The sequence below is a fragment of the Micromonospora sp. WMMC273 genome (assembly GCF_027460285.1).
Taxonomy (GTDB): Bacteria; Actinomycetota; Actinomycetes; order Mycobacteriales; family Micromonosporaceae; genus Micromonospora; species Micromonospora aurantiaca.
The window spans coordinates 5408309-5421382 of the sequence record NZ_JAPZBE010000001.1 but is presented as its reverse complement, the minus strand read 5'-3'; the positions used below and the strand labels follow the sequence as shown (position 1 = coordinate 5421382).

The 13074-nt window shown below is 71.2% G+C and carries 14 protein-coding genes and 3 tRNA genes; 10 read left to right on the top strand and 7 right to left on the bottom strand.

All coding sequences use genetic code 11. The annotated features are described in order from the left end of the window. Positions 1–63: 63 nt before the first annotated feature. Positions 64–1254, bottom strand: coding sequence for an MFS transporter (locus tag O7611_RS25150; protein ID WP_269697675.1), 1191 nt, complete (start codon positions 1252–1254; stop codon positions 64–66). Continuing rightward, positions 1251–1415 (bottom strand): hypothetical protein, encoded by a 165-nt coding sequence (locus O7611_RS25145; RefSeq protein WP_162959299.1) that lies wholly within the window; start codon positions 1413–1415, stop codon positions 1251–1253. Before O7611_RS25145 ends, O7611_RS25150 begins: the two co-directional genes overlap by 4 nt. 193 nt (positions 1416–1608) lie before the next feature. On the opposite strand from O7611_RS25145, the gene O7611_RS25140 reads away from it, so the two are divergent. Beyond that, positions 1609–2868 carry an MFS transporter gene (locus tag O7611_RS25140; protein WP_269697674.1) on the top strand — a complete coding sequence of 420 codons (1260 nt, stop codon included), beginning with the start codon at positions 1609–1611 and terminating at the stop codon, positions 2866–2868. Between the two features lie 4 nt (positions 2869–2872). Here O7611_RS25140 and O7611_RS25135 read toward each other — a convergent pair whose 3' ends face one another. From O7611_RS25135 to O7611_RS25120, 4 genes are all read right to left on the bottom strand, one after another. After that, complete coding sequence (locus O7611_RS25135) at positions 2873–3388, bottom strand: hypothetical protein (protein WP_269697673.1); 516 nt, start codon at positions 3386–3388, stop codon at positions 2873–2875. Further along, the gene (locus O7611_RS25130; protein WP_269697672.1) at positions 3369–3875 is read right to left on the bottom strand and encodes a SigE family RNA polymerase sigma factor; all 507 of its coding nucleotides are present in this window, start codon (positions 3873–3875) and stop codon (positions 3369–3371) included. Before O7611_RS25130 ends, O7611_RS25135 begins: the two co-directional genes overlap by 20 nt. A 455-nt stretch (positions 3876–4330) precedes the next feature. Beyond that, complete coding sequence (locus O7611_RS25125) at positions 4331–4735, bottom strand: YunG family protein (RefSeq protein WP_269697671.1); 405 nt, start codon at positions 4733–4735, stop codon at positions 4331–4333. A 644-nt stretch (positions 4736–5379) separates the two neighbouring features. Beyond that, entirely contained in the window at positions 5380–5874 is a 495-nt protein-coding gene (locus O7611_RS25120; protein WP_128137601.1) for a YajQ family cyclic di-GMP-binding protein, read from the bottom strand. A 147-nt stretch (positions 5875–6021) separates the two neighbouring features. Between O7611_RS25120 and O7611_RS25115 the strand changes: the two genes are divergently transcribed. Further along, positions 6022–6105, top strand: a tRNA-Tyr gene (locus O7611_RS25115). Positions 6106–6472: 367 nt separating this feature from the next. Beyond that, on the top strand, positions 6473–7822 hold the full coding sequence (locus O7611_RS25110) for a pentapeptide repeat-containing protein (RefSeq protein WP_269697670.1): 1350 nt from the start codon (positions 6473–6475) through the stop codon (positions 7820–7822). Positions 7823–7841: 19 nt separating this feature from the next. On the opposite strand, the gene O7611_RS25105 is transcribed toward O7611_RS25110, so the two are convergent. Then, complete coding sequence (locus tag O7611_RS25105; RefSeq protein ID WP_269697669.1) at positions 7842–8321, bottom strand: hypothetical protein; 480 nt, start codon at positions 8319–8321, stop codon at positions 7842–7844. A gap of 492 nt (positions 8322–8813) precedes the next feature. Here O7611_RS25105 and O7611_RS25100 point away from each other — a divergent pair, with 492 nt between their 5' ends. The 7 genes from O7611_RS25100 to O7611_RS25070 all read left to right on the top strand — a co-directional run bounded on the left by O7611_RS25100 (position 8814) and on the right by O7611_RS25070 (position 13054). Continuing rightward, positions 8814–8951 carry a hypothetical protein gene (locus tag O7611_RS25100; protein WP_162959301.1) on the top strand — a complete coding sequence of 46 codons (138 nt, stop codon included), beginning with the start codon at positions 8814–8816 and terminating at the stop codon, positions 8949–8951. A 50-nt stretch (positions 8952–9001) separates the two neighbouring features. After that, entirely contained in the window at positions 9002–11524 is a 2523-nt protein-coding gene (locus O7611_RS25095) for a putative bifunctional diguanylate cyclase/phosphodiesterase (protein ID WP_269697668.1), read from the top strand. A 96-nt stretch (positions 11525–11620) separates the two neighbouring features. Next, positions 11621–11693: transfer RNA gene (locus tag O7611_RS25090), tRNA-Thr, on the top strand. A 25-nt stretch (positions 11694–11718) separates the two neighbouring features. Further along, a tRNA-Met gene (locus O7611_RS25085) sits at positions 11719–11791 on the top strand. A gap of 130 nt (positions 11792–11921) precedes the next feature. Then, the gene (gene rpmG / locus O7611_RS25080) at positions 11922–12089 is read left to right on the top strand and encodes a 50S ribosomal protein L33 (protein WP_013288652.1); all 168 of its coding nucleotides are present in this window, start codon (positions 11922–11924) and stop codon (positions 12087–12089) included. Between the two features lie 121 nt (positions 12090–12210). After that, the gene (locus O7611_RS25075) at positions 12211–12657 is read left to right on the top strand and encodes a MaoC family dehydratase N-terminal domain-containing protein (RefSeq protein ID WP_269697667.1); all 447 of its coding nucleotides are present in this window, start codon (positions 12211–12213) and stop codon (positions 12655–12657) included. A 4-nt stretch (positions 12658–12661) separates the two neighbouring features. Further along, a complete protein-coding gene (locus tag O7611_RS25070) occupies positions 12662–13054 on the top strand; it encodes a MaoC family dehydratase (protein ID WP_262013098.1) in 393 nt (130 codons plus the stop codon). Positions 13055–13074 lie beyond the last annotated feature (20 nt).

The window sequence follows — 13074 nt, the reverse complement described above, 5'->3', positions numbered from 1 at the left end:
CGGGTGGCGCTGTGTCTGGGCCCTTCCGTCAGATCCGGCCGGGCAGCCGGTCCGGCCGGGCGGTCACGACGCAACCGGCTCGGGCAGCCGATCCGGCCGGGCGGCCAGCACCACGGCGAGCAGCACCACCCCTGCCGCCAGATAGGCCACGGCCGGGCCGAGCAGCACCGCCACGCCGCCGAGCAGGAAGATCCCGACCCCGGAGAGCACGATGTTGCCGGCCACGATCGTCGCCTCCACCTGCCCCATCCGCTCCCGCGGCGCGAGCCGCGCGAACGTGGCCTGGGCGCCGATCAGCCACCCGCCGCCCGCGCCGACGAGCGCGTTCGCCCCGGCGAGCGCCCACGCCGGGGCGTCGAGGGCCACCAGCAGACCGGCCAGCAGCAGCGCGGCGCCCAGCGCGCTCGCCGCCACCACCTGACCGGTCACCCGGGCCAGCCAGCCGCGCCGCCCCACGACGAGCACGAACACCGCGCCGCCGAACGACGACGCCGCCAGCACGACCGGCCGCCATCCGCCGGCAGCCAGATCCGGGGCGAGCGTCTCCGGCAGCCCGCCGGACAGGACTGTGGCCAGGGTCAGCAGCGCCACACCCCGCAGCACCGGATGGGCGGCGATGATCCGGATACCGGCGGTGGCGGGCGGCCGTGGACCCCGGTGCTCCTGCCGGCGTACCGGTAGGCCGGCGAGGACCGCCGCCGCGAGCAGGAACGAGACCAGGTCGATCACGAGCGCCACCCGGGGACCGAGCGCCACCGTCACACCGGCCCCGGCGAGCAGGCCGACGACCTGGCCGCTCTGGTTGGCGAACGCGGAGAGCCCGAACAGCGGCAGCCGCAGCGGCGGCTCCACCGCCTCGGCCGTGATCGCCACGTGCACGCTCGCGTACGCGGCCCGGACCGCGCCGAGCAGCCCGGCCGCCACGATCGCCGGCACCGGCTCGGGCGCCGCAGCCGGTACGGCGATGAGCAGCGCACCGGCGAGCGAGAGCCCGACCAGCATGGTGCGCCGGGCCGGCACGTCCAGCCAGCCGCTGAACACCGTCGCGACGAGCAGGGCGGGCACCGTGCGGGCGGCGTACACGGCGGCCGGGCCGAGGACCGAGTCGGTCTGGTCGTACGCGAGCAGCAGCAGGGCCGCCAGCCCGACGAAGTCGCCCAGCTCGGAGACACTCCGGGCGACGAGTAACCGGGCGGCGACCGGATGCCGGAACAGGGCCCGGTAACCGGGCGCGGGCGTCGCGGTGCCGGTCATCGATCCGACGGGTCCGTTTCCTCGACGCCGACCGGCTCGTAGTCGGCCCGCTCACGCAGCCGGCGGACCCGGAGGGTGGCGGACGCGGGCTCGGCGGGCCGGGCGTCGCCGTACAGGGAGTAGATCTCGACCCGTAGCGGCGCGACGGCCATGCCGCTCATCCGACCTCCGATCACGGCGGCGGCCGACCCGCCGTAGGCATGGACTCCGTTCGATCACCGAACCTACTCGTTAACGGCGGGTAAGGCAGCCCCGCGCCGGCAGCCCGATGTGACCGACTCGACCACCGCCCCGCCCAGCAGGAGCGTTAGGGTCGAAGGCTGACTCACTCGTTACTTCCCGGAGGTGCACACAGTGGCCGCACTGCGCCAGTACCAGGGCGTCTGGCGGATCCCCGGCGCGCCGATGCTGCTGGTTCTCGGCATCATCGGCCGGCTCGGGATCGGCATGACCCCGCTGGCGCTGCTGCTCGTCGTCGAGCAGGTCACCGGCCGGTACTCCCTCGCCGCCGTCGCCGGCGGCATCTACGCGCTCTCCGGCGCCGCGCTCAGCCCGGTCGCCGGGCGGATCGCCGACCGGGTCGGGCCCACCCCCGTCCTGCTGCTCACCGCGGTCACCCACCCGCTCGCCCTGATCGGGCTGCTCCTCGCCACCCGCTCCGACAGCGGCAACCTCGGGCTGATCTACCTGGCCTCGGGCGTCGCCGGAGCCACGTACCCGCCGCTCACCGCCGCGATCCGGGGCGCCTGGAACGACCTCACCGCCCCCGCCACCGGCCGGGGGCACCTGCGCAACACCGCGCTCGCGGCCGAGACCACCCTCTTCGAGGTCGTGTTCGTGATCGGCCCGCTGCTGGTGGCCGGCTTCGTGCTGTTCGCCGACGCCTCCGCCGCGCTCGTCGGCGCCGCGGTGGTCACCCTGGTCGGCACCGCCACCGTCGCGCTCGGCCGGGTCATGCGCGGCTGGCGCCCGCACCCGCGCGAGCATCACGCCCGGGGCCTCGGCCCGCTGCGGCTCGGCGGCTTCCCCGCGCTGCTGCTCTGCGTGGCGAGCCTCGGCATCGCGTTCGGCGCCTCCGGCGTCATCGTCCCCGCCTTCGCCGGGAAATCCGGCGCCGACGACCCGGACAGCCTGGCCGGCGTGCTGCTCGCCGTCTGGGGCATCGGCAGCGCCATCGGCGGTTTCTGGTTCGGCGTACGCAAACCCGCAGCCAACATGACCCGCCAGTTCGCCTGGCTGCTCGGCACCGTCGCGGCCAGCTTCGCCGTCTTCGCGGTGATGCCCGGCCCGGCCGCGCTCGGCGTCGCGCTGGTGCTCGGCGGCGCGGCCATCGCCCCCGCGCTCACCCTGGAGAACACGCTCGTCGGACGGATCACCCCGGCCGGCATGCTGAACGAGGCGTACACCTGGGTGGTGACCATGTCGGTCGCGGCGAGCGCCGCCGGCGGCTCGATCGCCGGCCTGATCATCGACCACGCCGGCGGCGTCTCCTGGGCGTTCGTCTTCGCCGGGGTGGCGGTCGCCGTCGGGGCCGCGGTCGCCGCGCTACCAGGCGGCCCGATCGCCCGGGCCGAGGCCACAGCGGTACGCGCCGAGCAGACGCTCGCCGCCTGACCGCTCACCCGCCGGCGGTCACCACCCGCTCCACCCCGGGCAGCTTCTCCACCGCGGCCCGGATCGGCGCCGGGTCCTCGCCCTGCGCCAGCAGCACCGACAGGACGACCCGTCCGTCGGCGTCCGGCCGGGCCGCGGCAGTGGTGCCGCGGCAGCGCAGCCCGGTGTCCCCGCGCGCCTGCCCGATCCGGTAGTCGACCTCCCCGATCTGCGGCGTTCCGGCGCCCGGCCGGAAGACGACGTCGAGCCGTACCGGAGGGTCGGCCTGACACGCCGCCGACGCCGTGGCGGACGGGGTGGCCGCGCCGCCGGCGGCCGGCATCGGCGTCGCCGGCCCGGACAGCGCCGCCATGCTCGCGGCGCCGCCGGTGACGGTAACCGCGGCCACCCCCGCCAGAACCGCGGCCCGCCGCCGGCTCCTGGCGCGCCCCCGTGCGCGCACCTCGGCCGCCGGGCTGAGCCGCAGCCCGGCCATGTCCTGCTCCAACTCCCGCAGAGCCTCACCAATGCGTGCCGACATCGACTTCCTCCTTGTCGTCGGTCAGTAGAACGGCGAGCGCGGCGCGGCCCCGGGACAGGTACGACTTGACAGTCCCCTCCGGCATGCCTGTGCTCCGGGCGATCTCCGCCACCGGCAGGTCGTGGAGGTGGTACAGGACGATCACCAGCCGTTGCGCGTCGGGCAGTCGCCGTAACGCCGCCAGCAACGCCACCCGGTCCGGGTTGGGCCCGGGCGCCGGAGTCTCCCGGCCCAGCCGGGCCCGCGCGGCGAACCAGCGCCGCAGGCCGCGCCACCGGTTGGCCGTCAGGCGCCAGGCCACCGTCCGCACCCAGCCCTCCGGATCCTCGTACGCCCCGACAGTCGACCAGCGCTGCCAGGCCCGCGCGTACGCCTCCTGCGTCACGTCCTGGGCCTCGGCCAGGTCGCCGCAGAGGGCGTAGACGTGGTGCACGACCCGCCGCGCGGTCGCCGTGTAGAAGGCGTCGAAGTCCTCGGGGCCGTCCATGCCCACCTCCCGTGTCCGCTCTCACCACACGACACCCCGATGCGGCTCCGGGGGTTGCACCCGGATCAGGTCGCTCCGGGTCGTACCCGGTCTGGCGCCTTCACCCGGCCCTGCTGGTCGTGCGGACCCGTCGTCGGTGGGCCGGGCTGCTCGGTCACGGACGGCCGCGGCCAGGTGGTGCCGCTGCGGCAGAAGCTCCGCCACGAGCGTGAAGCGACCGGCCGACACCGACCGGGGCGAGTTGCAGGGCCAGCCAGGTCACCGCGACAAGAACGAGTCCGTCGTACCGGTTGACCGAGCAGCGGGCGGTAGGGGCGGAGCATCGCGGGGGTCATGGCTCCCACCCGACCTCACGCCTGGCCCGTACCCCAAGGAAGTCGCCTGACGGCCGAAGAGGGCCGTGGCGTTCCGGCCCGCCGGTCGTGGCTGGACCGGGGTCTGTCGCGACGTCGCCGTCACGGTTGAGCGGGCCGGGTCGGTTCGCCGCCGTAGAGGGCTGCGAAGACGCGGTGCCGCAGGATCTCGTACTGCCGGCGGCAACGCCGAGGTGGCCCCGGCGGGCGTTGCTGGACCTGACCGCCGACGACGACCTCCGGCGGCTGGAACTGGTCGGCCGTCAGATCGACCTCGCGACCGTCGGCCAGTCGATTCCAGTAGTGGTAGCCGATCTTGGCGTCCCCGGCGAGGACCTCGCCCAGGAGCAGATCTCCGCCGAGCAGGTCCTGAATGATCAAAGCAGTCACTCCGCATTGACCACGGGCCGGGTTGCCGGCGTGCCAATCCCGCACATCATGTGGGTCGCAGGTGTCCGCTCCCCAGCCGCTGCGCAGCACCGGCCGCAGCATCTCCAGGTCGATCACGAGCGGGACTGATGGTTGGGCGGGCTCTTGAGGCGTCATCCAGGAAGGGTCAGCCCTCGACCGGGTCGAGAGTCAAGAACATCCCCGCCAGCGGGCGCTCATCAAGTGATGCCCGGCACCGGCGACCGGGGTGTCTGGTCCCACCACGTGTTCTGGTGGTTGGTCTAGCTTGTTGACACGATCTTGCGGGGTCGCTGTTGCGATGAGAGAAGAAATCTGGTGGTTCCTGGTCCTCTGAAGGTCGCTACGCGGGAGCTTCGCCGGGTGCGCTCGACGCGGCCCGCTGATCCTGCGGATCCCGGTGACCTGGCCGAGTGGCGGGAAGCTATGGCGAAGGCGTTGGACGATCTGGCCCGGGTGCTGCCGTTCGAGGCGGATCGCGGCGCTGCTCGCAGAGAGGCGGAAGCTGCCCGTACTGAGGCAGCGCGGTTGCGCGCGACTCGCCGTACAGCAAGCGGTGATCCAGTCCGCTAGCCGAACGGGGATCCTCGCATCGCTTCAATTCATGGTTGCCTGAGCGGGCGGCGCCCGGCCGTCGCCCGGTCGTCGGTCGCCACAACGTGTGACGAACGACGACCGGTGGCGACGAGGCCCGCGAGGCCAGACGGCATGACCGATGCCCTGACCTGCCAGGTGGTCGAGCCTTACCGGTAGTTGGTGAACTGGAGCGCCAGCCCGAAGTCCTCGCCCTTGAGCAGGGTGATGACGGCCTGGAGGTCGTCCTTCTTCTTGCCGGTGACGCGGAGCTGGTCGCCCTGGATCTGCGCCTGCACGCCCTTCGGGCCCTCGTCGCGGATCTTCTTGCTGATCGCCTTGGCCTTGTCCGAGTCGATGCCCTGCACCACCTTGGCGTCGATCTTGAAGATCTTGCCCGACTGCCGGGGCTCGCCGGCGTCGAGCGACTTCAGCGAGATGTTCCGCTTGACCAGCTTCTCCTTGAAGACGTCCAGCGCGGCCCGGACCCGCTCCTCAGTCTCCGCCTGGAGGCTGATCGCCTCCTCGCCCGACCAGGAGATCTCCGCGCCGGTGCCGCGGAAGTCGAACCGCGTCGCGAGCTCCTTCTCCGACTGGCGGACGGCGTTGTCGACCTCCTGCCGGTCGACCTTGCTCACGATGTCGAACGACGGGTTCGCTGCCATGCTTCTGCTCCTGCTGTCCGGCGGTCTGTCCTGGTCCGTCCCCCGCTGACCAGCGTGGGACCTCCTGACGGTACCCGGTTGCGGCAGTGCCGGGGGCAACCGCTATCCTTGCTTCCGCCGCCGCGTTGCGACGTGGTGGTGTGCCCTGGCGGGTTGCCCGAGCGGCCAATGGGAGCGGACTGTAAATCCGTCGCGAAAGCTACAGAGGTTCGAATCCTCTACCCGCCACCAGGTGCAGATGCGGCCCCTGACCAGCAGGAATGCTGATCGGGGGCCGTTGTCGTCCGTCTGGTCCTGGCCTCGCGGAGTCGTGTGTGCAGGGATCGACTGAGAGCTACCGGCGTCGCCGGCCGGATCAGGACTCGGGTGGCGATCCGGCGCCCAGTCGGCGCCGGCGGCGTCAGGCCTGGGACCGAGGACGGTACGTCAGGACTACTCCACCAAGCATGCCGGCGACCGGCTACTGGCCGCAGGCGAGGTGCTGAGCGTTGACATTGACGGCGTGCGCTAGAAGGAGAGGGTGGAGTCGCCCGAATCGCCGCGCGTGGCCCGGCCCGAGCCCCATGTCACGGTTGGTTCCGTCCCCGCCGGTAGTCCGGTGCCGGAGCTGCGGCTCTGGGGCATCCGCCGGTCGATCGCCCTGGCGGTCGTGGCGGCCTTGCTGCTCGTCGGAGGGCTGGTCGTTGCGGCGTTCTGGTACGCCGCCTGGCCTGGTTTCGAGCGCGACGAAACCGTCACTGTGGCCACGCTGTTCGATCTCTTGAAACTTGTCTTCGCAGTCGTGGCGGGGATCGGCGGTGTCGCCGCCTTGGTGGTCGCCTACCGGCGGCAGCGGGTGGCGGAGCACACGAACGCGCTGGCCGAGTTCGCTCACCAGCTGGCGCACGCTGCTGATCTGCGCGCCGAGGTCAGCAAGGCTCTCGCCGAAGCGGCCGACGAGCGGGCAAAGGTCGAGAGCGACCGCAATGGGGTCCGGCTCTTCAACGAACGCTTCGCCAAGGCATCTGAGCAGCTCGGTTCGGAGAAGGGAGCCGTACGCCTGGCAGGTGTCTACGCCCTGGCAGGCCTTGCTGACGACTGGCGGGAAGGGCGGCAGACGTGCATTGATGTCCTCTGCGCCTATATCCGCATGCCCTACACCCCGCCCCCGGACGCTCCGGGTGAGACGGCCGAGCAGGATGAGGATCAGGCGCCCGTAAGGGATGCGGACGATGTCCGAGCCGCCCGCGAGGAGCGGGAGGTTCGTCATACCGTTATCCGCCTCGTTGGGCGGCACTTGAGCCTTGCCGAGGACGACGCGGCCTCCTGGTGCGGCTACGACTTCGACTTCACTGGTGCCGTCTTCGACGGGGGGGACTTGTCGGGGGCGAATTTCAGTGGCGGGGGCGTCTACTTCGACGGTGCGACGTTCATCGGTGGGGACGTGTCCTTCGGCGGCGCGTCGTTCAGCGGCGGAAAGGTCTCCTTCGTCGGCGCGTCGTTCAGCGGCGGAAAAGTCTCCTTCAGCGGCGCGTCGTTCAGCGGCGGGCAGGTCTCCTTCTTCGGTGCGTCGTTCATCGGTGGGGAGGTGTTCTTCGGTCTCACGAGCTTCAGTGGCGGGGAGGTGCTCTTCGACCGGGCGACGTTCAGTGGTGGGAAGGTGTTCTTCGACAGGGTGACGGCCAGTGGCGGGAAGGCTGTCCATGTGACGTGGCCGAAGGGCGAGCAGGTGACCTTCGTGCAGCCGGCGTCCAGTGACGGGTCCGTCATCTTCAGCGGGGCGCGGTTCAGTGGTGGGGTGGTTTCTTTTGAGAGAACCACATTCAGCGGTGGGGAGGTGTTCTTCAACTACGTGACGTTCTGTGGTGGGAGAGTCTCCTTCCGTACGGCCAGATTCCAGGTTCCGCCGAGATTCGACGATGGGCTCATGGAGGATCCGCCGGACGGTCTGACCCTGCCGGAGAAGTGACGCCCCTGGACGTGGGCGATCAGTGGTGGCTCGCGGTCAACCGTCGCGCCTCGGCGAGAACGCGTGCATCGGTGTCCGCTTCGGTCTGCTCGCCGTACTCCAGCGTGTCGTAGACGTCGTCGAGCATGACCAGCTCTTCCGCGAGCGGCGTGCCGTCGTGTCCGATCACCGCGTGGGCCCACCGTGCCAGCTCGCGCGGGGAGAGAGCGCCGGCGAGAAGCCTGGTCGCCATGACGCGTACGGCGGCGTCCTCGCCCTCCTGACCGCCTTCGGGGAAGTAGGTCAGGCCGAGTTCGCCGAGGGTCGGTTCGAGCCATTGGATCAGTTCCTGACTGCCGGCCGAGGGCGAGACGCCGGCCAGGATTCGCAGCGACGGGCTGTCGACGCCTGCCGCGAGGCAGTCACAGGCGGCCTCGATCACGTCGGCTGCCGTGCCCTGGCGGATGCTCCGGAGGGCGGTGGCGTCCTGGAGGCGAGTGAGCGGGTCGTTGTCGAGCACCGGCACATGGTCCGCCGCCGGAGCCGGCCCGGTCATCCCGATATCCGCCACCGCCCGCCGTCCGGCGACAGCCCGGGCCCGGAGCCTCGGCGGCCGCCTGGTGCACCCTGAGCTGTTCGGGCGTGAATGAGGGAATCATCCTCTGGCGTTCATGACAGGGGCAGGTATGGTGGTCAATGCCCGCGGGTCCGGTGGCGATCCACCGGCCGGATCGGCCCGGCGGAGCCGGCCGGGTGGCCCTGGGTTGGTGGGGTGGGGTTTCGCGTGACTTGATCCCCTTCGTGGGTGAAGGTGGGAATCCGCAATGGACGAAGGGGCTGACGTCCCTTCACCCCCATGACCTGGCTGCGTGTCGTGGGTAGCCGGGCCGAACGGCGGAACCTGACAGCTACTCGGGCTGGGCGGGTCCTCTCCGCTTTTCTGCTCCCCGGCGTTGTGGCACGATCGGGAAACCTTCACCATCCCTGTGGCAATCTCCCGACAGGAGCAATCATGTCTGGTCGAACGCTGGGCCGGCTGTTTGGCTCGCTCCTCGTGCTCGCCGCCATCGCAGGCGCCTTCGGCATCATCCCCGGCACTGGTAGCGCGCAACTCGCCGACATCGTCTGGACGATGGACGCCCCACGCTGAATCATCGAGCCGTCCGCCGCCCGGCGGACGGCGTCTCGGGTAGGAGGGGCATGGCAGGCCAGGGCCGACCTCGTAGGTCGACGGAACGTGCCTGGCTAGTCACTGCCCCTCTGGCTCTGCTGGCGGTGGTCTGCAGCACCTGCGTCGCGCTGGTTGCCGATCAACCGTTCGGCAAGTGGCCGCTCGCCTTCGTGTTCTTCGTCGTCATGGCGGGGATCAGCTTCGCGGTGCTGAACGTCTACGTCCGGCGTCAGTCGGTGGGCGTGACGCTCACCGAGGTGCCACTCATCGTGGCGCTCTACTTCCTGCCCCCGTTGAGTGTCGTCCTGATCTACACACTCTCGGTGCTGATCTGGAGCGCCTCGCATCGCTTCGGCGCGGCGAAGCTCTGGTTCAACGTCGCCAAGGCCGCCGCCGCCACGTCGCTGGCCGGCCTCGTACTCCTGGCACTGCCGCCGCTGAAAAATGTCGGACCGGGGACGTGGGGCTCCCTCTTCCTCGCCGTCTGCGTGGTCACGCTGGTCAGCCTCGTGAGCGTGGTCGGCGTGCACGTGCTGCTCCAGGGCTGGCAGGCCGGGCGGGACGCGCTACGCAGCATGCCGACCGCTCTGCTCACCGCCGCCATCAACGTGGCGATCGGCCTGCTCGTCCTGATCGCCCTGAAGACGACGTGGTGGTCGGCGTTGCTGCTCGCCGCCCTCTTCAGCGGCCTGGTCCTGGTCTACCGCTCCTACTCCCAGTTCTTCCGGCAGCACCGGACGCTGGCCGGGATGTACGAGCTGACCCGCCTTCTCGCCTCGGGCACCGAGCGGTCGCTCGCCGACATCCTGCTCGACCGGGTCCGCGCGCTGATGCAGGCCGAGTACGCCACGCTCTGGCTGCCCGCCCAGGGGCGGCATCCCGAGGTGCTGCTCACCGCCCGGGTGGACACGCCGGGCCTGCTGGACCTGGCGCCCACCCCGGCGAGCCTGCGCCAGCAGGTGCACAAGAAGGGCCGTACCCTCTCGATCGGCCGCTGGCTCGGCGGAGATCCGGCGTTGCGGCAGGCCGCGGGGGAGGAGCGGGTCAAGGACGCCATCGTGGTGCCGCTGCGCTCGGGCCAGGCGGTGATCGGCACGCTGGAGGTGACCAACCGGCTCAGCGACATCGGCCATTTCGCCCCCGGCGACATCCCCGTCTTCGAGACGGTCGCCGCGCACGCCGCGGTGGCGTTGGAGAACTCCCGCCTGGTCGACCGGCTGCGGCACGACGCCGATCACGACGCGCTCACCGGCCTGCCCAACCGGCGGCGCCTCACCTCGTCGGTGGCGGAGGCGGTCAAGATCCGCGCGCCGGGCGAGGTGGTGGCGCTGCTGCTCTTCGACGTCGACCGGCTCCGCCAGGTCAACGAGTCGCTGGGCCACGCCGCCGGTGACAAGGTGCTCATGGAGGTGGCCGAGCGGCTGCGCGCCTGCGCGCCGTCCTCGGCGCTCGTCGGCCGGGCCGGTGGGGACGAGTTCCTGGTGACGCTCCGGCTGGAGAGCACCGAGGCGGCCCTGGAGCTGGCGGCCCAGCTGCGGGAGCAGATCCGCGACGAGATGGTCTTCGACTCGCTGACCCTGGACGTGGACACTGTCGTCGGGGTGGCCGTCCACCCGGACCACGGCAGCGACGCGGTGGCGTTGCTGCAACGCGTCGACCTGGCGGCCACCGCGGCCAAGTCGGTGCCGGGCAGCGTCCAGCTCTACAGTCCGGCGCTGGAGTCCCGGTCGCTGCGCCGGCTCGGCCTCGCCGGCGACCTGCAACGGGCGCTCGACGAGGGTGAGCTGGAGGTCTACTTCCAGCCCAAGGTCACGCTGCGGGACCGCCGCCTGGTGGGCGTGGAGTGCCTGGCCCGGTGGGAGCACCCGGCGCACGGCACTGTCGCCCCCGACGACTTCGTGGCGGTGGCCGAGCACACCGGCCAGCTCGGCCGGCTCACCGAGTTCGTGCTCCGGGAGAGCCTGCGGCGCAGCCGCGACTGGAGCCACGGCGAACAGCCGCTGTCCGTCGCGGTCAACCTCGCCGCGCGTACGCTCACCGACCAGCACTTCCCGGCGCTGGTACGCGACCTGCTGGCCGAGTACGGCGTACCGCCGCAGCGGCTGACGCTGGAGGTCACCGAGGCGGGTGTCCTGGACGGCACCGAACGTCCCATACCGACCCTGCGCAGCCTCCGTGACCTCGGTGTCCGCCTCTCGGTGGACGACTTCGGCACCGGTAACTCGTCGCTGGCGCAACTGCGCCGGCTGCCGGTGCACGAGGTGAAGGTGGACCGGTCGTTCGTGCAGGGCATGGCGACCGATCCGGGCGACCTGGCGATCGTCAACGCGGTGGTGACGCTGTCCCAGCAGTTCGGCCTGGCGGTGGTGGCCGAGGGCGTGGAGAGCGAGCTGACGTTGGAGCTGCTCCAGGACATCGGCTGCGAGATCGGCCAGGGCTTCCTGTTCAGCCGCCCTCTGCCGTACGAGCGGCTGGAGGCCTGGTTCGGCGCCCAGGTCGACCCGGAGACGGTGGTCGCGGGGGAGCTGCCGCGCCTGCGAGTGGTGCCCTGACCAGGGCGGACACGCACCTGGGGGATCCGATTTCACCTGCGCGACGCGGTCGTGTACTGTTTCCCCTGCGCGACACCCCCCGGGGTGATCAAGCAGGCCCCCTTAGCTCAGTCGGCAGAGCGTCTCCATGGTAAGGAGAAGGTCTACGGTTCGATTCCGTAAGGGGGCTCAGAGGGTCCGGCTGGACCCGCCACGGCGGTGTAGCTCAGATGGCAGAGCAAGCGGCTCATAATCGCTGTGTCGCCGGTTCAAGTCCGGCCACCGCTACTCTCGTCCTCCGGGCCCAGCCCGGTGGCCGGTGGGACGGGCGCCACAGGCGCCCACTTTGCATGTCCGCGTCGTCAGCGCGTAGGCTGACGCGCTGTAGTTGTTCCGTGAGCGAGGAAGGCACTCCGCCGTGGCGAAGGCGACCGATGTTCGGCCGAAGATCACTTTGGCGTGTGTGGAGTGCAAGGAGCGCAACTACATCACGCGCAAGAACCGCCGTAACGACCCGGACCGCATCGAGCTGAAGAAGTTCTGCCCCCGGGACGGCAAGCACACCGTCCACCGCGAGACCCGCTGATCACGGCCGGCGCAGCCGGCTCGCAGCAGCTTTCTCGAACGCCGATTCGCCCTGACGGGTGGCCTCCGGGTCGCCCGACCGGGCGGATCGGCGTTCGTGTTCTCCGTGTAGGTTCGGCGGCATGTCCCTGGACCCGTCCTTCGTCGGCCGGACGTACCCGCCGACCGCCCCCTATCAGGTGGGCCGAGAAAAGATCCGCGAGTTCGCCACCGCCGTCGGCGCCACCGACCCGGCCCACCACGACCCCGAGGCGGCCCGGGTGCTGGGCCACCGCGACGTGGTGGCACCCCCGACGTTCCCCGTGGTCGTCACGATGGCGGCGAACCGGCAGGTCGTCGAGGATCCGGCGCTCGGCGTCGACTACAGCCGTGTGGTGCACGGCGACCAGCGGTTCGCGTACACCCGGCCGGTGGTGGCCGGGGACGAGCTGGTGTGCGTGAACACCATCGAGGAGGTCACCACCCGGGGCGGGCACGGCTTCCTGACCACTCGCACGGACGTGAGCACCGTGGACGGTGAGCCGGTGGTCGCCGTGTGGTCCAAGATCGTCGTACGCGGAGAGGGCTGAGGACATGGAGCTGCCCACCCAGACGTACCGGGTGACCCGCGCGGACCTGGTCCGCTACGCGGGCGCCTCGGGCGACTTCAACCCGATCCACTGGAGCGACCGCACCGCCACCGGTGTGGGCCTGCCCGGCGTCATCGCCCACGGCATGTTCACGATGGCACTGGTCGGCCGGGCGGTGGCCGGCTGGGCCGGCGCGCCGGACGCGGTGGTCGACTTCGGCGTCCGGTTCACCCGCCCGGTGGTCGTCCCGGACACCGACGAGGGCACCGAGATCGAGGTGTCGGCGGTGGTCAAGGAGGTCACCGATGCGGGCCTGACCAGGCTCGACATCACCGCCACCTGCCAGGGTGAGAAGGTGCTGTCGCAGGCTCGGGCTCTGATCCGCACGACGCGCTGAGGGTTCGCCCGACGCGCGAG